This window comes from Nocardioides panacisoli (assembly GCF_019448235.1).
Lineage (GTDB): Bacteria > Actinomycetota > Actinomycetes > Propionibacteriales > Nocardioidaceae > Nocardioides > Nocardioides panacisoli_A.
Genome location: NZ_CP080409.1, coordinates 578,140 through 603,648, shown reverse-complemented (window position 1 = coordinate 603,648; position 25,509 = coordinate 578,140). Strand labels below are relative to the sequence as shown.

The 25,509-nt window shown below is 72.4% G+C and carries 24 protein-coding genes; 8 read left to right on the top strand and 16 right to left on the bottom strand.

The genetic code is table 11. The annotated features are described in order from the left end of the window. Nucleotides 1-14: 14 nt before the first annotated feature. Entirely contained in the window at nucleotides 15-905 is an 891-nt protein-coding gene (metF, locus tag KUV85_RS02985) for a methylenetetrahydrofolate reductase [NAD(P)H] (protein ID WP_219961734.1), read from the bottom strand. A 111-nt stretch (nucleotides 906-1,016) separates the two neighbouring features. Here metF and KUV85_RS02980 point away from each other — a divergent pair, with 111 nt between their 5' ends. Beyond that, nucleotides 1,017-2,087, top strand: a complete 1,071-nt coding sequence (locus KUV85_RS02980; RefSeq protein ID WP_219961733.1) for a polyprenyl synthetase family protein — start codon at nucleotides 1,017-1,019, stop codon at nucleotides 2,085-2,087. Nucleotides 2,088-2,090: 3 nt separating this feature from the next. Here KUV85_RS02980 and KUV85_RS02975 read toward each other — a convergent pair whose 3' ends face one another. From KUV85_RS02975 to KUV85_RS02955, 5 genes are all read right to left on the bottom strand, one after another. Next, nucleotides 2,091-2,975 carry an alpha/beta fold hydrolase gene (locus KUV85_RS02975; RefSeq protein ID WP_219961732.1) on the bottom strand — a complete coding sequence of 295 codons (885 nt, stop codon included), beginning with the start codon at nucleotides 2,973-2,975 and terminating at the stop codon, nucleotides 2,091-2,093. 59 nt (nucleotides 2,976-3,034) lie between these two features. Next, on the bottom strand, nucleotides 3,035-4,339 hold the full coding sequence (locus tag KUV85_RS02970; RefSeq protein ID WP_237690238.1) for a hemolysin family protein: 1,305 nt from the start codon (nucleotides 4,337-4,339) through the stop codon (nucleotides 3,035-3,037). Further along, a complete protein-coding gene (gene ybeY, locus KUV85_RS02965; protein WP_219961730.1) occupies nucleotides 4,326-4,802 on the bottom strand; it encodes an rRNA maturation RNase YbeY in 477 nt (158 codons plus the stop codon). The genes KUV85_RS02970 and ybeY overlap by 14 nt, the downstream gene beginning before the upstream one ends. Then, the gene (locus KUV85_RS02960) at nucleotides 4,792-5,829 is read right to left on the bottom strand and encodes a PhoH family protein (protein WP_219961729.1); all 1,038 of its coding nucleotides are present in this window, start codon (nucleotides 5,827-5,829) and stop codon (nucleotides 4,792-4,794) included. The genes ybeY and KUV85_RS02960 overlap by 11 nt, the downstream gene beginning before the upstream one ends. 100 nt (nucleotides 5,830-5,929) lie before the next feature. Next, nucleotides 5,930-6,280, bottom strand: coding sequence for a histidine triad nucleotide-binding protein (locus KUV85_RS02955; protein ID WP_219961728.1), 351 nt, complete (start codon nucleotides 6,278-6,280; stop codon nucleotides 5,930-5,932). Between the two features lie 111 nt (nucleotides 6,281-6,391). Here KUV85_RS02955 and KUV85_RS02950 point away from each other — a divergent pair, with 111 nt between their 5' ends. After that, nucleotides 6,392-6,904, top strand: coding sequence for a Gmad2 immunoglobulin-like domain-containing protein (locus KUV85_RS02950; RefSeq protein WP_219961727.1), 513 nt, complete (start codon nucleotides 6,392-6,394; stop codon nucleotides 6,902-6,904). Nucleotides 6,905-6,906: 2 nt separating this feature from the next. On the opposite strand, the gene KUV85_RS02945 is transcribed toward KUV85_RS02950, so the two are convergent. From KUV85_RS02945 to hrcA, 3 genes are all read right to left on the bottom strand, one after another. After that, entirely contained in the window at nucleotides 6,907-7,644 is a 738-nt protein-coding gene (locus KUV85_RS02945) for a 16S rRNA (uracil(1498)-N(3))-methyltransferase (RefSeq protein ID WP_219961726.1), read from the bottom strand. A 16-nt stretch (nucleotides 7,645-7,660) separates the two neighbouring features. After that, nucleotides 7,661-8,830 (bottom strand): molecular chaperone DnaJ, encoded by a 1,170-nt coding sequence (dnaJ, locus tag KUV85_RS02940; protein ID WP_219961725.1) that lies wholly within the window; start codon nucleotides 8,828-8,830, stop codon nucleotides 7,661-7,663. A gap of 89 nt (nucleotides 8,831-8,919) precedes the next feature. Beyond that, nucleotides 8,920-9,936, bottom strand: coding sequence for a heat-inducible transcriptional repressor HrcA (gene hrcA / locus KUV85_RS02935; RefSeq protein WP_219961724.1), 1,017 nt, complete (start codon nucleotides 9,934-9,936; stop codon nucleotides 8,920-8,922). A gap of 159 nt (nucleotides 9,937-10,095) precedes the next feature. Here hrcA and KUV85_RS02930 point away from each other — a divergent pair, with 159 nt between their 5' ends. From KUV85_RS02930 to KUV85_RS02920, 3 genes are all read left to right on the top strand, one after another. Further along, entirely contained in the window at nucleotides 10,096-10,830 is a 735-nt protein-coding gene (locus tag KUV85_RS02930) for a hypothetical protein (RefSeq protein WP_219961723.1), read from the top strand. A gap of 28 nt (nucleotides 10,831-10,858) precedes the next feature. After that, entirely contained in the window at nucleotides 10,859-11,710 is an 852-nt protein-coding gene (locus KUV85_RS02925) for an MBL fold metallo-hydrolase (RefSeq protein WP_219961722.1), read from the top strand. A gap of 67 nt (nucleotides 11,711-11,777) precedes the next feature. After that, nucleotides 11,778-12,629 (top strand): DUF3097 domain-containing protein, encoded by an 852-nt coding sequence (locus KUV85_RS02920; protein ID WP_219961721.1) that lies wholly within the window; start codon nucleotides 11,778-11,780, stop codon nucleotides 12,627-12,629. Between the two features lie 397 nt (nucleotides 12,630-13,026). Here the strand turns inward: KUV85_RS02920 and KUV85_RS02915 are convergent, their stop codons facing one another. The 3 genes from KUV85_RS02915 to KUV85_RS02905 form a co-directional block, all read right to left on the bottom strand. Further along, nucleotides 13,027-13,389: a TM2 domain-containing protein gene (locus KUV85_RS02915; RefSeq protein WP_219961720.1), complete on the bottom strand. Its 363-nt coding sequence runs from the start codon at nucleotides 13,387-13,389 to the stop codon at nucleotides 13,027-13,029. 27 nt (nucleotides 13,390-13,416) lie between these two features. Beyond that, nucleotides 13,417-14,640: a radical SAM family heme chaperone HemW gene (gene hemW, locus KUV85_RS02910; protein ID WP_219961719.1), complete on the bottom strand. Its 1,224-nt coding sequence runs from the start codon at nucleotides 14,638-14,640 to the stop codon at nucleotides 13,417-13,419. 93 nt (nucleotides 14,641-14,733) lie between these two features. Continuing rightward, complete coding sequence (locus tag KUV85_RS02905; RefSeq protein WP_219961718.1) at nucleotides 14,734-16,557, bottom strand: AMP-dependent synthetase/ligase; 1,824 nt, start codon at nucleotides 16,555-16,557, stop codon at nucleotides 14,734-14,736. Nucleotides 16,558-16,677: 120 nt separating this feature from the next. Between KUV85_RS02905 and KUV85_RS02900 the strand changes: the two genes are divergently transcribed. Next, nucleotides 16,678-17,748, top strand: a complete 1,071-nt coding sequence (locus tag KUV85_RS02900; protein ID WP_219961717.1) for an NAD-dependent epimerase/dehydratase family protein — start codon at nucleotides 16,678-16,680, stop codon at nucleotides 17,746-17,748. A gap of 16 nt (nucleotides 17,749-17,764) precedes the next feature. On the opposite strand, the gene lepA is transcribed toward KUV85_RS02900, so the two are convergent. After that, a complete protein-coding gene (lepA, locus tag KUV85_RS02895; RefSeq protein ID WP_219961716.1) occupies nucleotides 17,765-19,642 on the bottom strand; it encodes a translation elongation factor 4 in 1,878 nt (625 codons plus the stop codon). Nucleotides 19,643-19,713: 71 nt separating this feature from the next. On the opposite strand from lepA, the gene KUV85_RS02890 reads away from it, so the two are divergent. Beyond that, nucleotides 19,714-20,667: a phosphotransferase family protein gene (locus KUV85_RS02890; protein WP_219961715.1), complete on the top strand. Its 954-nt coding sequence runs from the start codon at nucleotides 19,714-19,716 to the stop codon at nucleotides 20,665-20,667. Nucleotides 20,668-20,892: 225 nt separating this feature from the next. Next, nucleotides 20,893-21,153, top strand: a complete 261-nt coding sequence (rpsT, locus tag KUV85_RS02885) for a 30S ribosomal protein S20 (RefSeq protein WP_219961714.1) — start codon at nucleotides 20,893-20,895, stop codon at nucleotides 21,151-21,153. A 118-nt stretch (nucleotides 21,154-21,271) separates the two neighbouring features. On the opposite strand, the gene holA is transcribed toward rpsT, so the two are convergent. From holA to KUV85_RS17525, 3 genes are read right to left on the bottom strand one after another with little or no spacing between them, the layout of a single operon-like run. Beyond that, complete coding sequence (holA, locus tag KUV85_RS02880; RefSeq protein WP_219961713.1) at nucleotides 21,272-22,216, bottom strand: DNA polymerase III subunit delta; 945 nt, start codon at nucleotides 22,214-22,216, stop codon at nucleotides 21,272-21,274. Nucleotides 22,217-22,260: 44 nt separating this feature from the next. After that, nucleotides 22,261-24,558, bottom strand: a complete 2,298-nt coding sequence (locus tag KUV85_RS02875; RefSeq protein ID WP_219961712.1) for a ComEC/Rec2 family competence protein — start codon at nucleotides 24,556-24,558, stop codon at nucleotides 22,261-22,263. A 4-nt stretch (nucleotides 24,559-24,562) separates the two neighbouring features. Beyond that, nucleotides 24,563-25,504 (bottom strand): helix-hairpin-helix domain-containing protein, encoded by a 942-nt coding sequence (locus KUV85_RS17525; protein ID WP_237690188.1) that lies wholly within the window; start codon nucleotides 25,502-25,504, stop codon nucleotides 24,563-24,565. Between the last annotated feature and the right edge of the window lie 5 nt (nucleotides 25,505-25,509).

The following is a 25,509-nucleotide window of genomic DNA, read 5'->3' as shown; positions in this document are numbered from 1 at the left end:
ACGCCGCGGGGGGGTCAGACGGTGATCTGCAGCTGGGCGAAGATCTCCAGGGTCGCCTTGGACCGGTTGAGCGTGTAGAAGTGCAGCCCCGGCGCCCCGCCCTCGAGGAGGTCGCGGCACAGCTCGGTCGAGATCCGGATGCCCTCGGCACGCAACTCCTCGGGCTGGTCGGCGAGCGGCTCGATGCGCGCCAGCACCTCCTCGGGCATGTGGCGCCCCGAGAGCTCGACCATCTTGCTCATGCCCCGCAGGCTGAGGATCGGCATGATGCCGGGCACGATCGGGATCGTGACGCCCGCGGCGCGGCAGCGCTCCACCAGCCCGAAGTAGTCCGATGCCCGCAGCACCATCTCGGTGACGGCGAACTCCGCACCGGCGGCCTGCTTGGCCAGCATCACCTCGACGTCGGCGTCCAGCGACGGTGCATCGACGTGGCCCTCGGGGAACGCGGCGACGCCGATGCAGAAGTCGGCCGCCTCGCGCACGATGCCCACCAGCTCGCTCGCGAAGTCCACCCCGCCCTCGGTCGGCACCCACGCGGTGTGGGGGCCACCCGGCGGGTCGCCGCGCAGCGCCAGCACGTTGCGTACGCCGGCCGCCCGCAACTCGTCGAGCACCCGGTGGATCTCCGGGACCGTGTGTCCCACGCAGGTGAGGTGGGCCATCGGCATCAGCGACGTCTCACGGGCGATGCGGCCCGTGATCGCCACCGTCGTGTCGCGCGTCGTGCCGCCGGCGCCGTAGGTCACCGACACGAAGGTCGGGCGGTAGGGCTCCAGCTCCTTGATGGCGCGCCACAGCTGCTCCTCCCCCTTTGCGTCCTTGGGCGGGAAGAACTCGAAGGAGAACGAGCGGTCCCCGGAACTGATCAACTCTCCCAGTGACGGTGCACGACGCTCAGTCATGGTGCGGAGTCTAGGGCGGACCGAACGCCGGTCCGGGTGGCGTCTCGTCACGGGCGGGCCGCACCGAGGCGGCGTGCGTCCCCGCCGTGCGGCTCATCTAGGCTCGCCGGCATGAGCAGCGACGGGTGGGACCGCAGCGCATTCCGCGACCGAGTACAGGTCACGCTCGACGACCACCTGGACCGGATGGCGACCCGCCTCTCACCGCTCGGGGACGACGCCGCCGCCCTGCTCGACGAGGCACGAGCGGTGGTCTCGGGCGGCAAGCGCTTCCGCGCCGCCTTCTGCTACTGGGGCTTCCGTGCGGTCCAGCCGGGTGGGGAGGACGAGGCGGCCGTGCTGCGAGCGGCCGCCGCACTCGAGCTGCTCCACGCCAGCGCGCTCGCCCACGACGACCTGATGGACGACTCCGACACCCGGCGCGGACGGCCCGCGACCCATCGCGGGTTCGCGTCGGCCCACGCCCGCGACGGCCTGCCCGGCGACGCCGAGGACTACGGGGCCGCGGCCGCCATCCTGCTCGGTGACCTGCTGCTGTCGTGGTCCGATGAGTTGCTGCGACGGTGCGGCCTGCCCGAGCAGCGGGTCGGTGCCGCACTGGACCTGTTCGACCAGTGCCGCACCGAGGTGATCGCCGGCCAGTTCCTCGACGTCTCGGTGCAGGCGCGCGGCCGGGCCGACGTCGACACCGCCATGCAGGTGCTGCGCTACAAGTCCGCCAAGTACTCCATCGAGCGGCCACTGCACATCGGTGCTGCCCTCGCCGGCGCGGACGCCGCGACGCTGGCGGCCCTCACGGCGTACGGCCTGCCCGTGGGCGAGGCCTTCCAACTGCGCGACGACCTCCTCGGCGTCTTCGGTGACCCGGACACGACCGGCAAGCCCGCGGGGGACGACCTGGTGGAGGGCAAGCGCACGGTCCTCGTCGCGCTTGCGCTGGAGGCCGCACCCGCCGAGGATGCCCGCCGCCTCGACGCCGCCCTGGGCACCGACCTGGGGACCGAGCAGGTCGCGGAGCTGCGCGGCATCATCCAGCGCTCGGGGGCCCAGGCGAGGGTCGAGGCGATGATCACCGAACTCGCCGACGACGCGCGGTCAGCACTCGAGCAGGCCCCGATCGACGACCACGCCCGCGCCGTGCTCGGCGAGCTCGCGGCCGCCGCGACGCAGCGCTCGGTCTAGCACTCAGCGCGGGACGTTGCGGACGATCTCGTCCACCATCTCCTCGAAGGCACCCACGACGATCGACAGGTGGCCCTCCCCCTCCAGCAGGTGAGGCACGACGCCGGGGATGTGCTCGGCGAGCCACTCGCCGTGGTGGAAGGGGACCATCTTGTCCTCGGTGCCCTGCCACAGGTAGGTCGGCACCGCGATGTCGGCGAGGTCGAAGCCCCAGTCCCGGGTGAAGGCGAGATCGTCGTCGAGCCAGCCGTACAGCTCACGGACCCCGCCCTGCAGGTTGCGGATCACGTCGACCCCGACCTCGTCGGTGAGCACGGCCCGGTCCACGTCGGGCAGCAGGCTGTCCAGGGTGGCGATGACGCCCTCGGCATCGGCGTCGACCAGGCCCTCGCGGTCGGCCTCGAGGAACGGCATCAGCGCCTCCTCGCCCTCCAGCGCGAGCGTGAACTCGGTGACGTTGTCCTCCCCCATGCCGGCCAAGAAGTCGGACTGGCCGACGTAGGGCTTGACGCAGCAGACCGCGAGCGTGGCCAGCACCCGGTCCGGCAGCCCGGCGCCGGTCGCGAGGGCGTGCGGACCGCCGCCGGATCCGCCGCCGGTGAGGATGTGCTCGGCCCCGAGGTGGTCGGCGATGGCGGCGACGTCAGTGGCGACGTCGGCCACGCTGCGTCCGGCGTTGCGGGTCGAGCCCGCGGCACCGGCGCGGGAGTAGCTCACGTAGCGCAGGCCCCGGCCGGCGAGGGCCCGCCGCTTGGCCGCCGACTGGTAGGAGCACCCGGGCGTGCCGTGGTGCCACACGAACGGCACGCCGTCCTCGGGTCCGGACACGCACACGTCCAGCACGCGGCCGTCGGGGAGGTCCAACGCGATCCGCTGCACTTCGTCCATGGGCCTCAGCCTGCCACGCGACGTCTCCGCCGGCGACGCGGCGGGGCCGGTCGACGTCCTCAGTCGTCGTCGCGACGGGCCTCGGCCGCGGCGACGGCCGCCTCCAGCTGCCGGATCCGCACCGTGCCGATCTTGTTGCGCCGCCCCGCCGTGTCCTCGGCAGTGAAGCGCAGGCCGTGGGCCTCCACGTAGGCCCCCGGGATCGGCACCTTGCCCAAGTGCTTGGCGAGCAGGCCGCCGACGGAGTCGACGTCCTCCTCGTCGACCGCGAACCCGAAGATCTCCTCCAGGTCGTCGATCGGGTAGCGCGAGGAGACCCGCACCTCCGCCTCGGCCAGCTGCTCCACGTCGATCTCGTCGGCGTCGAACTCGTCGGTGATCTCGCCGACGATCTCCTCCAGCAGGTCCTCGATGGTGATCAGGCCCGCCGTGCCGCCGTACTCGTCGACCACGATCGCGACGTGCTGCCGCGTCGCCTGCATCTCGCGCAGCAGCCCGTCGACGGACTTGGAGTCGGGCACCCAGGGCACCGGGCGCATGATCGTCTCCACCCGCTCGGTCACCTCCACGTCGGGGGCCTCGAAGTCACGCCGCACGATGTCCTTGAGGTAGGCGAAGCCCCTGACGTCGTCGAGGTTCTCGCCGATCACGGGGACACGGGAGAAGCCCGAGCGCAGGAACAGCGAGAGTGTCTGGCGCAGGTTCTTGGTGTGCTCGATGTAGACGACGTCGTTGCGGGGCACCATCACCTCGCGGACCGTGGTGTCCCCGAGCTCGAAGACCGAGTGGATCATGCGGCGCTCCTCGGCCTCGATCACCGAGGACGCCTCGGCCATGTCGACCATCTCCCGCAGCTCGGTCTCGGAGGAGAACGGGCCCTCGCGGAAGCCGCGACCCGGCGTGATCGCGTTGCCGATGCCGATCAGCAGCCGGGTCAGCGGCCCCAGCACCTTGGTCAGCAGCCAGACCGGCCACGCCGAGGTCAGTGCCACGGTCTCGGCGTGCTGGCGGCCCAGGGTGCGGGGCGCCACGCCGACCATGACGAAGGACACCACCAGCATCACGCCGGCGGCGACGGCCACGCTGGTCCACCAGCCCGCGACGTACTCGGCGACGAACAGCGCGACGATCACGATCGCCCCCACCTCGCACAGCAGGCGGAGGAAGATGACCGTGTTGACGTACGGCGCGGGGTCGGACAGCACCACGACCAGCCGGGACGCACCCGGACGCTCGTCCTCGGTCAGCTCCTCGGCGCGTGCGCGCGAGAACCCGCCCAGGGCCGCATCGGCGGCGACGAACAGGCCGGCGGCCACGACGAGGACGGCTGCTCCCAGGAGCAGCCCGAGATCACCGCTGTCCATCGTCGGTGGTGGCACGCCAGGAGCCGAGCAACTGGTCCTGAAGGCCGAACATCTCGCGGTGCTCCTCGGGCTCGGCGTGGTCGTAGCCCAGCAGGTGGAGGATGCCGTGGACGGTGAGCAGCTCCAGCTCGGCCCAGTGACCGTGACCGGCGGCCTCGCCCTGTCGCTCGGCGACGACGGGGCACAGCACGAGGTCACCGAGCACGGGCTGCTCGTCGGGGTCGGGGTCCTGGTTGATCTGGCCCGGGCGCAGCTCGTCCATCGGGAAGGCCAGCACGTCGGTCGGCCCCGGCTTGCCCATCCACTGCTCGTTGAGCTCGGCGATGGTGTCCTCGTCGACGGCCTTGATGCACAGCTCGGCCTGGGGGTGCACCCGCATCTCGTCGATCACGAAGCGGGCCAGTCGGGCCAACGCGGTGAGGTCGACGCCGGTGCCGGACTCCTCGAGGATCTCAATCGTCACGGTGACGAGTTCCCTCCCGACGTCCCCGCGAGCGCAGTTGGCCGGCCTCCGTCTCGGCGTCGTGCTCGTCGTACGCCGCCACGATGCGGCCGACCAGCTTGTGCCGGACGACGTCGCCGGCCGAGAGCCGGATGAAGGTGAGGTCCTCCACGTCGCTGAGGATCCCCTCGACGATCCGGAGGCCCGACCGCGTGCCCGAGGGGAGGTCGACCTGGGTGACGTCGCCGGTCACGACGATCTTGGAGCCGAACCCGAGCCGGGTGAGGAACATCTTCATCTGCTCCGGCGTGGTGTTCTGCGCCTCGTCGAGCACGATGAAGGAGTCGTTGAGCGAGCGACCGCGCAGGTAGGCCAGCGGCGCGACCTCGATCGTGCCCGCCGCGAGCAGCTTGGGGATCGTCTCGGGATCGAGCATGTCGTGCAGGGCGTCGTAGAGCGGCCGCAGGTAGGGGTCGATCTTCTCGCTCAGCGTGCCGGGGAGATAGCCGAGCCGCTCACCGGCCTCGACCGCGGGCCGGCTCAGGATGATCCGGTTGACCTGCTTCTCCTGCAGGGCCTGGACCGCCTTGGCCATCGCCAGGTAGGTCTTGCCGGTGCCGGCCGGACCGATGCCGAAGGTGATCGTGTGGTGGTCGATCGCGTCGACGTAGCGCTTCTGGTTGACCGACTTCGGCCGGATCGAGCGCCCGCGGTTGGACAGGATGTTGAGCGAGAGTACGTCGGCCGGTCGCTCCTCGGTCTCGGCGCGGAGCATGGTGACCACGCGCTCGACGGTCTCGGCGGTGACGCCCTGCCCGGTGCGCAGGATCGCCACGAGCTCGTCGAGCAGGCGCTCGGCGAGGGCGACCTCCCCCGGGTCACCCTCGAGGGTGATCCGGTTGCCGCGGACGTGGACGTCGACGCCGAACCGGCCCTCGAGGAGTCCGAGGTGTTCGTCCCCCGGCCCGAGCAGGCTGACCATGTCGATGCTGTTGGGGATCACCACGGCGTGGCGCGACGGCGTGGAACTGGTGCTGGTGTCGGTCATGAGCCCGGCTGGGCTGCCTTTCGGGGACGGGAGTGCAGTCCCCCCATGCTAGAGCGCGCGCGAAGCCCGCACCAATGCGTTGTCGTCGCGGTCACCGCGGTCACCCCGGCGGCCAGGCGAGGTCGCGCCCGCCGATGACGTGCAGGTGGGTGTGGAACACGGTCTGGCCGACGGCGGCCCCGGTGTTGAACACGGCCCGGTGGCCCGGCAGGCCCTCGTCCCGGGCGACCGCGGCGGCGACGGTGAAGAGCTCGGCGAAGCCGTCCGGGTCGGCGGCCGCGGACGCCGCGGCGTTCTCGTGGTGGGCCTTGGGGACCACCAGCACGTGGGTCGGCGCCTGCGGGTTGACGTCGCGGAAGGCCAGCACGCGGTCGGTCTCCCGCACCGTGTCACCCGGGATCTCGCCCGCGACGATCTTGCAGAACAGGCAATCGGGGTCGGCGGCACTCATGGGGCCACCCTAGGCGGTGTCGGGCCCGCGCCGGGGCGGTGTCGGGGCCGCGGTCCACGACACGCGCGGGAGGTGCGGACGAGGTGTGGCACCGGCGAGGATGATGCAGACATGCGACGCACATCCTTCCCCGCCCTCGTCCTGACCGGCCTGCTCGCCGCCGCGACCCTCACCGGTTGCGGCGACGACGAGCCCGCCACCGACCCCACGGCGTCGGACTCGGCGTCCTCACCCACCAGCGAGGCCACGCCGGAGGAGACCGAGACGACCGAGGCCACCGAGCAGCCGACCGAGGACTCCGGCGTCCGCGAGTCCGACAACATCACGCTGGACAAGCCGGCCGAGGGAGCCACCGTGTCGGGCCGCTTCACCGCCTCCGGCACCGCCAACTCCCCCGAGGCGAACGTCCCGTGGCAGGTGCTCGACGCCGACGGTGCGACCGTGCTGGAGGGCTTCGCCACCGCGGAGGGCTGGATGGACAGGCTGTACCCGTGGCGGACCAAGGTCGACGTCTCCTCGCTCGACGCGGGCACCTACACCTTCGTCGCGATGACCTCCGACCCCTCCGGTGGCGCGGAGGGCAACGGCGCGGAGGAGGTCCGGGCCACCATCGTGGTGGAGTGACCTCAGCGCCACCGCTCGGTCCGTGAGAGCAGGGCGGCGACGGCGCTGAGTCCCGCCGTGGAGGTGCGCTGCACCTCCACTCCCATGCGGACCGGCGTCGCGCCGGCCCGGGTGAACGCGTCGAGCTCCTCCGGCGCCAGTCCGCCCTCGGGGCCGACCACCACGACGACGTCCCCGGCCGGCTCGGGCAGGGCCGCGATCGCGGTGTCGGCATTCTCGTGCAGCACCACGGCCAGGTCGGCACCCGCGAGGCGGTCGACGACCTCGGAGGTCGTCGCCAGCGGGGTGACTTCGGGCGCCCACGCGCGCCGGGCCTGCTTGGCGGCCTCCCGCGCCGTCGCCTGCCACTTGCGGTGCGACTTGGTGGCGCGCTCCCCCTTCCAGACCGCGACGCTGCGGGCCGCGGCCCAGGGCACGACGGTCGCGACGCCGACCTCGGTGAGCACCTCGACCGAGAGCTCACCCCGGTCCCCCTTGGGCAGGGCCTGCACCACGGTGATGCGCGGCGTCGGCTCGGCGACGTCGTGCACCTCGTGGACGGCGACGTCGAAGGAGCGCTTCGTGGTCGCCACGACCTCGCCGACGGCGTAGCGGCCACGCCCGTCGCCGAGGCGGACCGACTCCCCGGTCCGCAGCCGGCGCACGACGACGGCGTGGTGGGCCTCCTCACCCTCGACCGTCACCACGCCCCCACGGACCGCGTCGGCCAGCGAGTCGACGAGGTGCTGCGGCAGCGTCACGTCGCGCTCCTGCGGCTCAGTGACTGAAGGCGTCGCGGAGGCGTCCGAACATCCCCCGCGGAGCCGGACCGACGCTGCCGGTGGGCTGCTCCTCGTGGCGCAGCGCCGCGAGCTCGCGCAGCAGCTCGGTCTGGCGGCCGTCGAGGCGGGTCGGGGTCTCCACGTCGATCGTCACGACGAGGTTGCCCCGGCCCCCGCGCAGGCCGGGTACGCCGTGGCCGCGCAGGACGTACTCCTTGCCCGGCTGGGTGCCCGCGGGCAGCTCCAGCTCGATGCTGGTCTGCACCTCGGAGTCCTCGGCCGGTTCCAGGTCGGCCTCGAGCAGCGGCAGCTGGAGCGTGGTGCCCAGCGCCGCCGCGGTCATCGGGACCGTCACGGTGCAGTGGAGGTCCTTGCCGTTGCGCACGAAGGTGTCGTGCTCGGCGACGCGGATCTCGACGTAGAGGTCACCGGCCGGGCCGCCGCCGGGGCCGACCTCGCCCTCCTCGGGGAGCTGGACCCGGGTGCCGGTGTCCACGCCGGCGGGGATCTTCACGGTGAGCGTGCGCCGGGACCGCACCCGACCGTCGCCGGCGCACTCGCGGCACGGGTCGGGGATCGTCGTACCGAAGCCGTTGCACGACGGGCACGGCCGCAGCGTGCGGATCTCGCCGAGGAAGGAGCGCTGCACCTGGGCGACCTCGCCCTGCCCGTGGCAGGTCTCGCACGGCACCGGCCGGGAACCCGGCGCCGCGCCGTCGCCGCTGCAGGCGGTGCACATGATGGCGGTGTCGACCTTGATCTCGCGCGAGACGCCGAAGGCGGCCCCCGCGAGGTCGACCTCGAGCCGGATCAGGGCGTCCTGCCCGCGGCGTACGCGGGAGCGGGGGCCACGGCCGCCGGCCGCGCCGCCGGGAGCACCTCCGCCGAAGAAGGCGTCCATGATGTCCGTGAAGGAGAAGCCCTGGCCCTGACCGAAGCTGCTGCCGCCGCCGAAGGGGTCACCGCCCCGGTCGTACGCCGCCCGCTTGTCGGGGTCGGAGAGCACCTCGTAGGCCGTCGACACCTGCTTGAACTGCTCCTGCGCCTCCGGGTCCGGGTTGACGTCCGGGTGGAGCTTGCGGGCCTGACGCCGGTAGGCCTTCTTGATGGCGTCCTCGTCGGCGTTGCGGTCCACGCCGAGCAACTCGTAGAGGTCCTGGGTCACGGGGTTCCTTCGGTTCCGTTGGTGTGTCGTCAGTGCTGTCGGGGCCGGATCCGGGCTGGTCCGGACTGGCTCGGCCGGTGCGTCGGTGGTCAGCCCTCGTCGAGGATGCGGGAGACGTAGCGGGCCACGGCGCGGACGGCGGCCATGGTGGTCGGATAGTCCATCCGCGTCGGCCCGACCACGCCCAGCGTGGCGAGCGCGTCGGACTGCGGTCCGTAGCCGGTGGCCACGACGCTGGTCGAGGAAAGTTCCTCATAGGGTCCCTCGGCGCCGATGCGCACCGTCACGGCGTCGCCGGAGGATGCCTCGCCGAGCAGCTTCAGCAGCACCACTTGCTCCTCCAGCGCCTCGAGCAACGGCGCCACGGCCGTCTCGAAGCTGTCGCCGAACCGGGCGAGGTTCGCCGTTCCGCCCACCACGAACCGCTCGTCGGAGCTGTGGTCGCTCATCGCCTCGACCAGGGTGAGCGCGACGTCCTTCGACACCGCGTCGAGCAGGTCGTCGGTGGCCAGGCCGTCCAGCGAGGAGACCGCCTCGACGATCTGCTTGCCGGTCGCCGCGACGTTGACGCGCGAGCGGAGCACCGCGAGGTCGGCCTCGCCGTAGTCGGTCTCCAGCTCCACGTGGCGCTGCTCCACGCGACCGTTGCTGAGGATCACCACCAGCAGCAGCCGCGACGGCGTCAGCGCCACCACCTCGATGTGGCGGACCGTGGACCGGGACAGCGTCGGGTACTGGACCACCGCGACCTGCCGCGTCAACTGCGAGAGCACCCGCACCGAGCGCGACACCACGTCGTCGAGGTCGTTGGCGCCGTCGAGGAAGGTGGAGATCGCCCGCCGCTCGGCACCACTCATCGGCTTGATGGTGGTGAGCCGGTCGACGAAGAGCCGGTAGCCCTTGTCGGTCGGCACGCGCCCCGCGCTGGTGTGCGGCTGGGCGAGGTACCCGTCCTCCTCCAGGGCGGCCATGTCGTTGCGGATCGTGGCCGGCGAGACCTGGAGACCGTGGCGCTCGACGAGCGCCTTGGAGCCGACGGGCTCCTCGGTCGCCACGTAGTCCTCCACGATGGCGCGCAGCACGGCGAGTCGGCGATCGTCCTGCATCTCGCTCCTCCTCGTGCTGGCACTCCGAACCGGTGAGTGCCAACTCTACCGTCGAGGCCCACCCCGGCCCGAACGGCGGCGCGCGGCCCGTGGGACGACTCACCTTCCCCGACCCCGAGACTGTAGGTTAGGCTCACCTAAACAAGTCAGGAGGACGTCGTGACCGTCGACCAGACCACCGGACACCGCCGGACCGCGGCCACCGCGCGCAGCATCCTGTCCTGCCCCGCCGACGTGCAACTCGTCGTCGACGGCATCGAGGACATCAGCGACGGCATCGAGCCCGACCACCCCGGCGCCGTACCCGTGCTGCGCATGCAGGACGTCGACGGCCGCCCCGGCTTCTCCTGCCCCGCCACCGCCGCACTCGCGCTGGCCGCCCACGAGGGACGCAGCGCACTGCTCACCGTCGCCAGCGGCCTCGGGGCGCCGGGCTCGCCCGACCGCGGCGAGGTCCTCACCATCGCCGGGCCACTGCGCGCCGATCTCGAGGAGTGCGCGTGCTGCTCGGAGGTCCGCACGCTGGTGACGGTGCACGCCGAGATGGTGGTGCTGGACCGCGAGGACCGGCCCGAGTCGCGCCGGCGGGTCCCGCTGGCCGCGTTCAACGCCCCCGACCTGCACCTCAACCGCGGATTCCTCCAGCGATCGATGGAGCACGCCAACGAGTGCCACCAGGAGGAGCTGCGCCACGCCGTCGCGACCTCGGCCGCCGTGCCGGCCGGCCGGATCGCGGGCGTCGGCCTCAGCGGCCTCGCGCCCGACCGCGTCGAGGTGCACTGGGTGGACCACTCCGGGGCGCACCGCCGCGAGCTGCGCTTCCCACGGACCGCGACCACCACCACCGAGCTCGGCGAGCTGCTGCGCGAGGAGCTCCACGCCGGCCTCTGCTGACACCACGCCCGGCACTACCGTGGGGGTCGTGCCGTTCACCGAGATCGCCGACCGCGTGTGGGTCGCCCACCAGGAATGGTTCGCGCTCAACGTGGGCCTGGTCGTCGGACGTGACGGCGTCGTGGTCGTCGACACCCACGGCTCCGGCACTGCCGCGCGCACCCTGGTCGACGACGTCCGCGCCCTGGGCGTGGGCGACGTGACCGCGGTCGTCAACACCCACGAGCACTTCGACCACACCTTCGGCAACGCCACCTTCCGTGACGCGTTCGGCGCCGCCCTGCCCATCCACGCGACCGAGGAGGCCGCGGCGCGCACCGTCGCCTCCGGGGACCGCAGCAAGGCGGCGTACGACGCCGACCCCGACGACACGCACCGCGCCGAGGTCCTGGCCACCGAGGTCGTCGCCGCGGACCAAACGATCTCCGGGGTCGGCGCACTCGACCTCGGTGACCGGGTGGTCGAACTCGTCCACCCGGGCCGGGGCCACACCGCCGGCGACCTGGTGGTGGGCGTCCCCGACGCCGGGGTGCTCTTCACCGGGGACCTCGTCGAGGAGTCGGGCCCGCCGGCGTACGGACCGGACTGCCACCCGTTGGAGTGGCCCGCCGCGCTCGACCTCGTGTTGGGACTGCTCACGCCGGACTCGATCGTGGTGCCGGGCCACGGGTCCGTGGTCGACCAGGCGTTCGTCGGGGCCCAGCACGGCGACGTCGGGGCGGTGGCCCAGACGATCCAGGACCTCGCCGGCAACGGCGTACCGGCGGAGCGCGCGCTCGCCGAGGGCGAGTGGCCGTTCCCCCGCGACCACCTGGCCGAGGCGGTACGCCGCGGCTACGGCCAGCTGCGGCGGGACCAGAAGCGACTCCCCCTCGCCTGAGATCGATCGGGCACTCACCGCGGGAAATGCGGGGATCGGCACGGTCGCGATGGGAGATTCACCCCTCGTGAGAGATCGTTACGGCTCCGACGTCCTGTCCGGCGACTGGCGCGCACCCAAGCGGGGACGTGCCACCGAGGCGCCCGCCGAGATCGGTGAGGTGGTCGAGGAGGTCACGACCGACTGGTGCGGCGAGATCGTCGCCGTCGACCGCGACCTGCACACGCTGACCCTGGAGGACCGACGGGGCAAGCGGCGCACCTTCCCCCTGGGGCCGGGGTTCCTGCTCGAGGGCAGGCCGGTGGTGCTCACCGCGCCGGTGCGACGTCCCGCGCCGGCGGGACCGTCGCGGCCCGAGCGCACTGCCAGTGGCTCGATCGCGGTGAAGGGCGCGAAGGCCCGCGTCGCCCGCGCGAGCCGGATCTTCGTCGAGGGACGCCACGATGCCGAGCTGGTGGAGAAGGTCTGGGGGGACGACCTGCGCATCGAGGGTGTCGTCGTGGAGTACCTCGGCGGCGTCGACGACCTCGCCGACCACCTGGTCGACTTCCGCCCGGGCCCCGAGCGCAGGGTCGGGGTGCTGGTCGACCACCTCGTGCGCGGCTCGAAAGAGTCGCGCATCGCCGCCTCGATCGCCCGGTCCGAGGTCGGGCCGCACGTGAAGATCCTCGGGCACCCCTACGTCGACATCTGGCAGGCGGTGAAGCCGGACCGGCTCGGGCTCTCGGCGTGGCCGACGATCCCCCGCACCATCGAGTGGAAGCACGGGATCTGCCAGCACCTGGGCTGGCCGCACCGCAACCAGGCCGACATCGCGCGGGCCTGGCAGCAGATCCTGTCGCGCGTGAACTCGTTCGCCGACCTCGAGCCGGAGCTGCTGGGGCGGGTCGAGGAGCTCATTGACTTCGTGACGACCTGAGGAGCTCGGCCGGAGTGGGCGCCGAGGAACGAGGTGCCGCGGAGGCGAGCACCGCAGGGTCGGCACCCGGACCAGCACCGTGACGACCTGAGGAGCTCGGCCGGAGTGGGCGCCGAGGAACGAGGTGCCGCGGAGGCGAGCACCGCAGGGTCGGCACCCGGACCAGCACCGTGACGACCTGAGGAGCTCGGCCGGAGTGGGCGCCGAGGAACGAGGTGCCGCGGAGGCGAGCACCGCAGGGTCGGCACCCGGACCAGCACCGTGACGACCTGAGGAGCTCGGCCGGAGTGGGCGCCGAGGGACGCGGCGGCGCAGGTGCGTACTGAATCGGGGAAAGTGCCGATTCAATGCTCAAGAAGTGCCGACTCGACCGGAAGAAGTGCCGACTCGACCTCGTTCAGGTGCGCAGCAGCCGGCCCTGGGGGTCGGTCGGCTGGCCGGCGAGGATCACGATGCCGTCGATGAAGGGCCACAGGGCGCCGACGCCGCAGGTGACGAGCGTGACCACGAGCTGGGCGATGCCGAGCCCGACGTGGCCGGTGTAGAAGCGACCGACGCCGAAGGGCAGCACCACCTGCAGCACGCCGGCGACGACCTTGGACTTGTCCGACAGCGGCCGCCCGGTGAGCGGGTCGAGCCCGTAGGGCGCACCCGGGTGGGGCACGGCGTACCCGGGCGGTGGGCCGTACGGGTATGGCGTGTAGGAGCCGGGCTGACGGTAGGGCTCGCCGGGCTCGGGCGGTGGAGCGGAGTCGGACACGCCACCACTGTAGGCGGCGCCTCCTCCTCAGCCGAGGAGTTCGCGCACCACGAGGTCGGCGAGCAGGCGACCGTCCCGGGTCAGGCGGACCCGTCCGCTGGCGCGCCACGCCTCGGGCTCGACCAGGCCGCGCTGCACCAGCTCCGGCACCACGGCCCGTTCGGTGGCGGTCAGGACGTCCGGGGGCAGGCCGTCGCGGAGGCGGACCTCGAGGAGCACCCGCTCGACGTGCCGGGTCGGGGCGTCGAGGACCTCCCTCCCCAGCGCCGGGCTGCGGCCGGCCGCGAGGCGGCCGGCGTACGCCGCGGGGTGCTTGACGTTCCACCAGCGCACCCCGCCGACGTGGGAGTGCGCCCCGGGACCGATCCCCCACCAGTGGCCGCCGGTCCAGTAGGCCAGGTTGTGGCGGCAGCGGGCGTCCTCGTCGCGTGCCCAGTTCGACACCTCGTACCACTCCAGGCCCGCCGCGGAGAGCGCCTCGTCGGCGAGGAGGTACTTGTCGGCCTGGTCGTCCTCGTCGGGGGCCGGCACCTCGCCGCGGTCGACCCGGCGCCCCAGGGCGGTTCCCTCCTCGACGATGAGCGAGTACGCCGACACGTGGTCGGGCTCGCAGGCGAGCGCGGCCTCCAACGAACGCGACCAGTCCGCCAAGGACTCCCCCGGCGTGCCGTGGATCAGGTCCAGGCTCACCTGGTCGAACCCCGCCGAGCGGGCGGCCGCGACGACGTCGGGCACGCGGTCGGGGTCGTGGGTGCGGTCCAGGGTGGCCAGCACGTGCGGCACCGCCGACTGCATGCCGAAGGAGATCCGGTCGTAACCGGCCTCGCGCAGCCGCGCCAGGCTCGCCGCGTCGACGGAGTCGGGGTTGGCCTCGGTGGTGACCTCGGCGCCCGGGGCGAGACCGAAGGTGTCGTCCACGGCCCTCAGCACCGCACCGAGGTCCTCGGGCGCCAGCAGGGTGGGCGTCCCGCCGCCGACGAAGACCGTCTCCACCGGGAGGTCGACCTCGCCGAGCACCTCGCGGGCGAGCCGCAGCTCGGCGATCGCGCTGTCGGCGTACGTCGCCCGCGAGACGCCGTTGCCCAGCTCCTCGGCGGTGTAGGTGTTGAAGTCGCAGTAGCCGCAGCGCACGGTGCAGAACGGCACGTGCAGGTAGATCCCGAAGCTGGTGGCGCCGAGCTCCTCGAGTGCGGCCCCGGGGAGGGCACCGTCCTCGGGGGCGGGCTCTCCGGCAGGTGGTGCGGACGGCATCGGAGCAGTCTCACACGGTGGGTACCGCCCCGACGACGAGAGCCCCACCGGGCGCTGGTGGCACCGGTGGGGCTCTCGGGTGTCGTCGGTGGGTCAGACGTAGAAGGAGTCGATCAGGTCGGCGTTGTTCTGCTCGACCACGGTCCGCTTGACCTTCATCGAGGGGGTCAGCTCACCGGACTCGATGGTGAGGTCGTGGTCGAGGATCTCCCACTTCTTCACCGTCTCCCAGCGGTTGAGCTGGGTGTTGAGCTGGTCGACGTAGTCGCCGATCATCGAGCGGACCTGCTCGGACTGGACGATCTCGGTGTAGTCCTTGCCGGCCATCCCGTTCTCCTCGGCCCAGGTCGCCATCGCGTCGGGGTCGAGGGTGATCAGCGCGGAGACGAAGTTGCGCTCGCTGCCGAAGACCATGAACTGGCTGACGTAGGGGCAGATCGCCTTGAACTTCGCCTCGATCGCCGGCGGTGCGACGTACTTGCCGCCGGAGGTCTTGAACAGCTCCTTGATGCGGCCGGTGATCGTGAGGAAGCCGTCGGCGTCCAGGGAGCCCTTGTCGCCGGTGCGCAGCCACCCGTCGTCGGTGAACGTCTCGGCGGTCTTGTCCGGCAGGTTGTGGTAGCCGGCCATGACGTGGGGGCCCTTGATCTGGACCTCGTCACCCTCGCCGATGCGGACCTCGGTGCCCGGGAAGGCGCGGCCCACGGTGCCCATCTGGTACTCCTCCAGGTGGTTGACCGTGGCGCCCGCGGCGTTCTCGGTCATGCCGTAGCCCTCGAGGATGAGGATGCCCGCGGCGTGGAACCACTGCGCGATGTCGGCGTTGAGTGCGGCCGAGCCGGAGATGAAGAACCGGACCCGGCCACCGAAGCGCTCCCGGACCTTGGAGAAGACCAGCTTGTCGAACAGGCCGTGCTGCAGCTTCAGCGGCAGCGGCACCGACTTGCCCTCACGCTTGAGGCGGTCCACCTCGATGCCGACCTGGAAGGCCTTGTTGAACAGCTTCTCCTTCGCACCGCCCTCGGCGGCCTGCATCGTGACGATGCGGGCGTGCGCCTTCTCGAAGATGCGGGGTGCGGCACCCATGAACGTCGGCTTCACCACGCCGAGGTTGTCCACGATCTTGTCCACGCGACCGTCGATCGCGGTCGGGAAGCCGCAGGCCAGCTGGGTGGAGAGCAGCACCTTGCCGAAGGAGTGCGCCATCGGCAGCCAGAGGAACTGGAGGTCGTTGGCGTCGAGGATGCCCTGGGCCTTGATGGCCTCGCCCTCGTACACCCACGAACGGTGCAGCAGTCGCACGCCCTTGGGGCGCCCGGTGGTGCCGGAGGTGTAGATGAGCGTCGCGAGGTGGTCGGACTCGATCGCCTCGGCGGTCTGCTCGATCACCTGCGGGTTGTCGGCCAGGTGCGCGTCACCGAGCTCGGCGAGCGCGTCGAGCGAGATCACCCAGTCGCCGTCGGCGATGGAGTCGTCGAAGGTGACGACCTTGTCCAGCTTGGGCAGGTCCGCGCGGTGCTTCTCCAGCTTCTCCAGCTGCTCGGCGTCCTCGGCGAAGACGACGCGGCACTCGGAGTCACCGAGGATGTAGGAGGTGTCGTCGTCCCCGGTGGAGGGGTAGACGGTGGTGGTCGCACCACCGGCGCACATGATGGCGAGGTCGGCGATGATCCACTCATAGCGGGTGGAGGACGCGATCCCGACCCGCTGCTCGGCCCCGAGCCCCAGCGAGATCAGGCCAGCCGCCAGGCGACGTACCCGCTCCCCCGCCTGGTTCCAGGTGACCGACTCCCACGCGTCGCCGACGGGGAACCGGAATGCCTCGGCATCGCCGGAGGCAGCAACCCGCTCGTGGAACTGCACGGCCACGTTCTTGGGCATGTGGTCCAGGAAGCTGGTGTCGAAGTTGATGGGCATGTCGCTCCTTGTGGTGCCCGGGGTGAATTACCAACGAGTACAACCTAGTTCACCGGACCCCGTCGGGGGGAGCGTTCCGTTTGCCGCGCGGACACGGCGTTTCGCCGGTAACGTGGCGGAATGGAGCGCATTCTGGTGACGGGCGCACTCGGCACGGTGGGGTCCGCCACCGTCGAGGAGTTGATCAGCCTCGACTGGCAGGTGATCGCGAGCGACCTCTACTCCCGGGCCAACCAGAAGTCAGCCAGCCACTTCGAGCACAGCGACATCGTCGGCGTGCACTGGTGCGACCTCACTGACCCCGAGGACGTCGCCCACCTGATCGAGCACACCGCTCCGGACGTCGTCATCCACCTCGCCGCCATCATCCCGCCGGACTGCTACGACCTGCCCGGCGCGGCCCGCGCGGTCAACGTGGAGGGCACGCGCCACGTGGTACGCGCCTGCGCCGGCGCGAGCGCGCCCCCGCGCCTCGTGCTGGCCTCGAGCATGGCCGTGTACGGCGCCCGCAACCCGCACGCCGGGCTCGGGCTGCTGACCGCCGACACCCCGGTCGCGCCGTACGACAACTACGGCCGCCAGAAGCTCGAGGCCGAGGAGATCGTGCGGGAGTCGGACCTGGACTGGGTCATCCTGCGCCTCGGCGGAGTCCTCGGGCCCGCGATGGCCACCGGCGGTGGCGGCGACGGCTTCCGGTTCAGCGCCCTGCTGCCCACCGACGGCAACATCCAGACCGTGGACGTGCGCGACGTCGCCCGGGCGTTCGCCGCAGCAGCTCTCAACGACGTCGTCGGCCAGACGCTCCTGATCGGTGGGGACGACTCCCACCGCCGCAAGCAGGCCGACATCGCCGAACTGCTCGCCGCGATGGGGCTCGACGGCGTGCTGCCGGAGGGCCGCGCCGGTGACCCGGCGGACGACGGCTGCTGGTTCGCGACCGACTGGATGGACACCACGGCCTCGCAGGCCGCGCTGGACTACCAGCGCATCAGCTGGCCGACCCTGCTCGAGGACGCGACGACCGCCGCCGGGCTGAAGCGGTACGCCCTGCGGCTCGCGGCGCCGATCGTCGGGGCCGTGCTGAGCCGCCGGGACCCCTACGCCGACGCCCCCGGCACCTACGCCGACGTGTGGGCGGGCATCCGCGACACGTGGGGGCCCGAGGCGTTGGACGGGCGCGCGGCCGACTGAGGCCGGCCGCTCGGCGCTACTTGGCGTCCCCGCTGCTGGGACCGGTGGTGGAGAGCGCAGCGACGAAGGCCTCCTGCGGCACCTCCACGCGGCCCACCATCTTCATCCGCTTCTTGCCCTCCTTCTGCTTCTCCAGCAGCTTGCGCTTGCGGCTGATGTCGCCGCCGTAGCACTTGGAGAGGACGTCCTTGCGGATGGCGCGGATGGTCTCGCGGGCGATGACCCGGGAGCCGACCGCGGCCTGGATGGGCACCTCGAACTGCTGGCGCGGGATGAGCTCCTTGAGCTTTCCGGCGAGCATCACGCCATAGGCGTACGCCGCGTCGCGGTGCACGATCGCGGAGAACGCGTCGACGGTGTCGCCCTGCAGCAGGATGTCGACCTTGACCAGGTCGGCGGCCTGGTCGCCGGAGACGTCGTAGTTGAAGGAGGCGTAGCCCTTGGTGCGCGACTTGAGCTGGTCGAAGAAGTCGAAGGCGATCTCGCCCATCGGCAGCGTGTAGCGCATCTCGACCCGGTCCGGGGACAGGTAGTCCATCCCCTTGAGGTCACCGCGCTTGCTCTGGCACAGCTCCATGATCGCGCCGATGTGGTCGGCCGGGGAGAGCACGGTGGCGTCGACCACGGGCTCGCGGACCTCGGCGACCTTGCCGTCGGGGAACTCGCTGGGATTGGTCACCTCGTGGAGCGAGCCGTCCTCCATCTGGACCTGGTAGACCACGTTGGGCGCGGTGGAGATGAGGTCGAGGTTGAACTCACGCTCGAGCCGGTCGCGGGTGATCTCCATGTGGAGCAGCCCCAGGAAGCCGCACCGGAAGCCGAAGCCCAGCGCGCCGGACGTCTCGGGCTCGAAGGTCAGCGCGGCGTCGTTGAGCTGCAGCTTCTCGAACGCCTCCCGCAGCACGGGGTACTGGTCGCCGTCGATGGGGTAGATGCCGGCGTAGACCATCGGCGTGGGGTCCTGGTAGCCGCCGAGCGGCCGGTCCGCGGGCTGGTTGAGCCGCGTGACTGTGTCACCGACCTTGGACTGCCGCACGTCCTTCACGCCGGTGATCAGGTAGCCGGTCTCCCCCACGCCGATCGTGGACGCCTTGGTCGGCTCCGGGCTGATGACGCCGACCTCGAGCATCTCGTGGGACGCGCCGGTCGACATCATCTTGATGCGATCGCGGTGGCGCAGCTCGCCGTCGAAGACCCGGACGTAGGTCACCACGCCGCGGTAGGTGTCGTAGACGGAGTCGAAGATCAGGGCCCGCGCCGGCGCATCCGCGTCGCCGACGGGCGGCGGCGTCTGCGCGACGATCTCGTTGAGGACGTCCTCGACGCCCTCGCCGGTCTTGGCGCTCACCCGCAGCACGTCCGTCGGCTCGCAACCGATCAGCCCGGCGAGCTCCTCGGCGTACTTGTCCGGCTCGGCGCTGGGCAGGTCGATCTTGTTCAGCACCGGGATGATGTGCAGGTCCGCCCCCATGGCCAGGTAGAGGTTGGCCAGCGTCTGCGCCTCGATGCCCTGGGCGGCGTCGACGAGCAGGATCGCGGCCTCGCAGGCGGCCAGGGAGCGCGACACCTCGTAGGTGAAGTCGACGTGGCCCGGGGTGTCGATCATGTTGAGCACGTACGTCGCCGGGTCCAGCTCGAGGACGGCGGCGGCCTCCTCGCCCAGCGTCCAGGGCATCCGCACGGCCTGGGACTTGATGGTGATGCCGCGCTCGCGCTCGATGTCCATGCGGTCGAGGTACTGCGCACGTGCCGCCCGCTCGTCCAGCACCCCGGTCAGCTGCAGCATCCGGTCGGCCAGCGTCGACTTGCCGTGGTCGATGTGCGCGATGATGCAGAAGTTGCGCAGGATGGCGGGATCGGTCTGCCCCGGCTGGGGTGGCGTGGGTACGGGCATGGTGCGGGCATTGTCCCAAAGGCCCCGGCCCGGCGAGGAATCGGCAGGTGCCGCTGGGTGAGGATGGCGCCATGGCCTCCTCGTCCGGCTCCTCCGCACCGCTGCTCCCCCACGGCCGCACGGCACGCCGCCTGGAGTGGCAGCACCTGCCGCCGGGAGTCCGCGCCGCCATCGAGCGTCGGCTGGGGTCGACGGTGACCGGGGCCAGCTCCCGCCCGGCGGGCTACACGCCCGGGTTCGCCTCGGTCCTGGACTGCGAGGACGGGAGCCGCCACTTCGTCAAGGCCGCCTCGCTCAAGGCACAGCGCGGGATCGCCCGTGCCTACCGGGAGGAGGCACGCAAGCTGCGCCTCCTCCCGCCGGAGACGCCCGCGCCCCGCCTGCAGTGGGTCGACGAGTTCGAGCACTGGGTCGCACTGGAGACGGCCTACGTCGACGCGGTGCTCCCAGAACGCCCTTGGCGGGAGGACCAGCTCGCGACCGCCTCGCAGACCTTGGTCACCGCCGCCGACACGCTGACGCCCGCCCCCGGGATCGGGCTGACCACCGCGGCTGAGGAGTTCGCCGAATGGCCGGCGTACTGGGAGCGGGTGCAGGAGGCCTACACCGGCGTCGACCAGGCGCCGTGGGCCCAGGAGCTCGCAACCGCGGCGCTGGAGGTGCTCGGCGGCGACACGCTGTGCCACACCGACGTCCGGGACGACAACCTGCTGGTGCGTCCGGACGGCTCGATGCTGCTGTGCGACTGGAACTGGCCCGTCCTGGGGCCGGACTGGTTCGACTCGCTCACCCTGCTGATCGGTCCGCGCGGCGACGGCCACGACGTGGAGGGCGTCATCGCCGAGCACCCGTTGCTGGCCGCCGTGCCGCGCGAGGACATCGACGGCGTCCTCGCGCTGCTGGCCGGCTACTTCCTGAAGTGCTCGGCCGATCCCGGGCCGCCGAGCTCGCCCTACCTGCGCGACGTGCAGCTGTGGCAGGGCGAGACCACCTGGGAGTGGCTGGCCGAGCGGCGGGGCTGGTGAGGGTCTCGACACGGCAGTCACTCCCGCTCGTACCTCGCGGGAGCGCGCCTACTCGACCTCCTCACCCGTCCGCGACGGACCTCGTTCCTCGATCCATCGCGCGGTTCGGAGATTTGGGGGCGTGAGGGGCCGCTGTTAGCCTTGTCAGTCGCGTCCGAAGGCACCGCTGTGCCCGGACGCGCTCCGGACCCAACTCGATCTCCACCGACACAGCGAGGCACACACGTGGCGAACATCAAGAGCCAGATCAAGCGGAACGCACAGAACGAGAAGCGCCGCGAGCGCAACAAGGCCGTCAAGTCCAGCCTGAAGACCGCGATCCGCAAGTTCCGCGAGGCCGCCGAGTCCGGCGAGAAGGACAAGGCGTCCGAGCTCGGCCGCGAGGCCAACCGCCAGCTCGACAAGGCGGTGTCCAAGGGCGTCATCCACAAGAACCAGGCCGCGAACCGCAAGTCGTCGATCTCGAAGAAGGTCGCCTCCCTCTGAGGGGCCCTCGGTCCGGAGACCACTCTTTGCGAGGAGGGCGCTCACCCCGACGGGGTGGGCGCCTTCTTTCGTGCGCGGACGCGGCCGCCCTCGGTCTGGGTGGCCGCGGCGCCCCAGGTCACCGCTCGCGCAGGCCCGCGATGGTCAGCACCAGCCGCTCCAGGGTGTAGGACGGATCGCTCGCGGCGCCCTTGAGGTCGGCGTCGGCCTGCGCGACCGCGCGGATCGCCAGGCCGAGCTCACGCTCCCCCCAGCCGCGCGCCTGTGTGTTCATCTTCTTCAGCTTCCACCCGGGCATGCCCCCGTCGCGGTTGCCGCCCACGTGGTTGGCCAGCGAGCGCAGCTGACCGGCCACGGTGGAGAGGATGTAGACCTCCGAGGCACCCGACTCCAGCGCCCAACGGAGCTCGTGCAACGCACGCTCGCGCCGCCCGGCGAGCATGGCCTCGGCGATCTCGTAGTTCTTCACCTCGGCCCGGCCACCGAAGTAGCGCTTGACCCGTTCCTCGTCCAGCGGTTGCCGCGGGAGGTCGTGCACGAGTTGGTCCACGGCCGCCGCGAGCGCCCGCAGGTCCGACCCGACCGCGGCGACGAGGACCTCGGCGGCGGGCTGGTCCATCCGGGCGCCCAGGCGCCGTGCCTCGCCGATCGCGAACTTCGGCATCTCCCACGGCTTGACCTCACCTGACTTGTGCTCGGTCACCGAGGAGAGCTTGCGCAGCTTGGCCAGGACGCCGCTGCCCTTCTGGCCACCGCCGTGCACGAGGACGACGGCGACGTCCTCGGCCGGGGCGGCGGCGTACTCCAGGATGCCGTCGACGGACTCGGCGGGCAGGTCCTCGAATCCGCGGACCACCACGCACCGCACGCTGGAGAACAGCGACGGCGCCGAGAGCTCCCCCAGCGTCGCCAGCGTGAGATCGCTCGCCGTGGTGTCGGAGAACTCCGCCTCCGGGTCGTGGGTGCGGACCAGGTCGCGCACCGCCTCGACGGTGCGGGCGCTGAGGTACTCCTCCTTGCCGGTGACGAGGGTGACCCGTCCCAACACGTCGCCGACCTGCATGGGGGCAACTGTCCCACACGCCACCGACGGTCGCGGGCCACGCCTCACCCGGCCGGGACCAGGCGCGGCTCACCACCCTCGGCCACGACCGCGACGTCGCCGTCCCGGTCGGTGCGCGCCACCCGCGTGCCGCCCTCGGCGAGGCCGGCGAGCAGGTCCGCATCGGGATGGCCGTAGTCGTTGTCGGCCCCCACGGGGACGAGAGCGACCTCCGCCCGCAGCGAGGCCAGCCATTCGACGTCCTGCTGCCGGCTGCCGTGGTGCGGCACCTTGAGCACGTCGACCTGCAGGTCGGGCAGTCGGGCGGCCAGGCGCTGCTGTGCAGGCGGCTCGACGTCGCCGGTGAGGAGGACCCGCAGCCCGTCGACCTCGACCAGGACCACGACACTGGCGTCGTTGGCGCCGGCCGTGGTGCCCGGCGCCGGTCCGACCACCTGCACCGTGGCCGCACCGTAGCGCCGGGTGTCGCCGTACGCCGCCTCGCCGACCGGCGTCGCGTGCTCGGCCGCGACGTCGTCGACCCGGGCTGCTGCCGCCGCCGGCTGCCGGACCGGCGAGACCGCGATCGCACCCACCCGTCGCCCCCGCAGCACCCCGGTGAGTCCGTCGACGTGGTCGGCGTGGAAGTGGGTCAGCACCACCAGCGGGACCTCCTGCACGGCCAGGCGGTCTAGGCACCCCGCGACGGCCGACGGGTCCGGACCCACGTCGACCACCACCGCGGCCCCCGGCGCGGTGCGGACGACCAGCGCGTCGCCCTGGCCCACGTCGCAGGCGACCACGGACCAGTCCGGCGACCCGCCGCCCGGCCACCAGCTTCCCGCCCGACCGGGGAGGTCGAGCACCGCCAGTGACACGACCAGCGTGAGGACGAGGGCCAGCCGCGGTCTCCGGACGAGCCGCGGTGCGAGCCACAGCAGTGCCACGCACAGCACGACCAGCGCCGCGACGGCCGGTGCTCCGGTGCCCCAGCCGACCGCAGCACGGGGCAGCCCGGCGCCCCACTCCGCGATCGTCACGATCCACGCGACGCACCAGCCGGCGGCCCACCCGCACAGGCCTCCGGCGGCGGGCCACACCAGTCCGGCCAGTCCGCCGGCAAGGCCCAGCACCGTCGCGGGTCCCACGGCCGGCGCCACGAGGAGGTTCGCCACGACGGCAACGAGGCTGACCTCGCCGGAGATGCCGGCGATCACCGGCGTCACCGCGGCCTGGGCCGCCAGGGGCACGGCCACCGCCTGGGCCAGCGGCACCGGCAGCCAGGTCGCGAGGGCCCGGGTGATCGGTGGACCGGCCACGACGATGCCGCCCGTCGCGAGCACCGACAGGGCGAACCCCACCGACACCGCCAACGGCGGCCACGCCAGCAGCAGTCCCGCGACGGCCACCCCGAGTGCCCGCATGCCCCGCCGGCGCCCGTCGGTGCCGAGTGCGAACAGCCCGACCAGGCCCATGGCCGCAGCCCGCAGCACACTCGGTTCGGTCCGGGTCAACAGGATGAAGCCCACGATGCCGAGCAGTGCCACGACGCGCAGGGACCGGCCGCGCACGCCGGCCGACCGGGCCAGCAGCAGCACGAACCCGAGCAGCAGCGTCAGGTTGGTGCCCGAGACCGCCGTGAGGTGGGTGAGGCCGGTGGTGCGGAAGTCGGCCTCCAGCGCGGGGCGCAGCGCACTGACATCGCCCACGACCAGCGCCGGCACCAGTCCGCGCCGGTCCGCCGACTGCGACCGGACCGAGGCACGCAGCGACGCGCGCACGGCTTCGGCGCCGCGCCACCACGCATCGGGAGGCTGCCGGTGTCCCGGCGGACCGCGCACGGTCAGCATCGCGGCGGTGTCCGGCTCCTCGGCCGGCAGCAGCCGACCGGTGACGGTCAGCTCCTCGCCCAGCCTGACCGCCGCCCACTCCTCGTCGGCGAGGGCGACCACCGATGCCCCGAGCCGGTAGGCGCGATGGTCCGTCTCGAGCGCGTGGACCCGGAGCGGGACGACCATCCGGTCACCCCACTGCCCGGCCACGAGCCGCGGGTCGGCCGCCACGCTCGCGCGCACGGAGACCTCGGCACGCTCACGTGCGAGGTCGACCACGGGGCTCTGCGTCGTACCGTGATGGCGCAGGAGGGTGCTGGTGGCCACGGCCAGCGCCACCATCGCCGCGGCAGCGACGAGGCGCCGCGTCGCCGGGGTCGGGCGCAGCCACCGCAGCAGCAACGGCGCGAGCAGGCCACCGGCCGCGATGGCGGGTACGACGACGTCCCCGGCGTGGTAGGCGGCGATGCCGGCGACCCAGGCCGCCGCGCCCACGATCGGCATCCGCAGGTCGTGGCGATCCTCGGTCACGCCGTCACACGGTGACCCGGGGCGCGATCTCGGCCAGGGTCTTCTCCCCGATGCCGGACACGTCGATGAGCTGGTCGACCGAGCGGAAGCCGCCGTGCTCCTCGCGCCACGCGATGATCGCTGCGGCGGTCACGGGCCCGACACCGGGCAGCTCCTCGAGCTCGGCCTGCTGGGCGAGGTTGAGGTTGACGGGACGCTCGGCCCCGGGCGAGGCCGGCGGCCCCACGGCGGCCGCCGGACGTCCGACGACGATCTGCTCGCCGTCGGTGAGCACGCGAGCGAGGTTGAGGCCGGCGGTCTTCACCCCCCGACGCGGGCCGCCGGCCGCCTCCACCGCGTCCACGACCCGGGCGCCCTCGTCCAGCACGACGATCCCGGGCCGACGCACCTTCCCCGCGACGTCCACGGTGACCTGCTCGTCGGTCCCACCGGCACCACCGCCGCCGTCGGAGCCACCTGCCTCATCGTCGGTGGACCCCGGCGCGGTCGAGAGCGGCACGACGGGCTCGGCCGCCGTCGAGGTGGTGGGCTCGGTGGGGGTGGCACGGTCGGTCAGCAACCACCACGCGGTGCCGGCGACGGCCACGGCGACCAGCACGGCGAGCAGCGCTACGTGCGCCGTCCCGATCCCGGGCAGCCTCGGCCCGTGGAGCCGTCGCCGGTCCGCGTGCCTGCCCGGGGGCGGGAAGGTGCCCGCGCCGCCGGGTGTCGGGTCCGGCTCCTCCCGGCGCTCCGGGCCCGGCTCCGCGCCGGGCCAGTGGTCCGGTGCCGGCCACTGCTCCCCCTCGGCGGCCGCGGCCGAAGCGGTCGTGAGTCGGCCGGCAGGCGCGGGCACGGCGCCGTCGACCCGGTGGCCGAGGTCGGCGGCCAGGGCGGCGAGGCGACGGGCGGCGGCCTCCTCCCGCTCGGTGCGGGAGTCGAACCCGGGTGGACGAGGCTTGCGCATGTCGG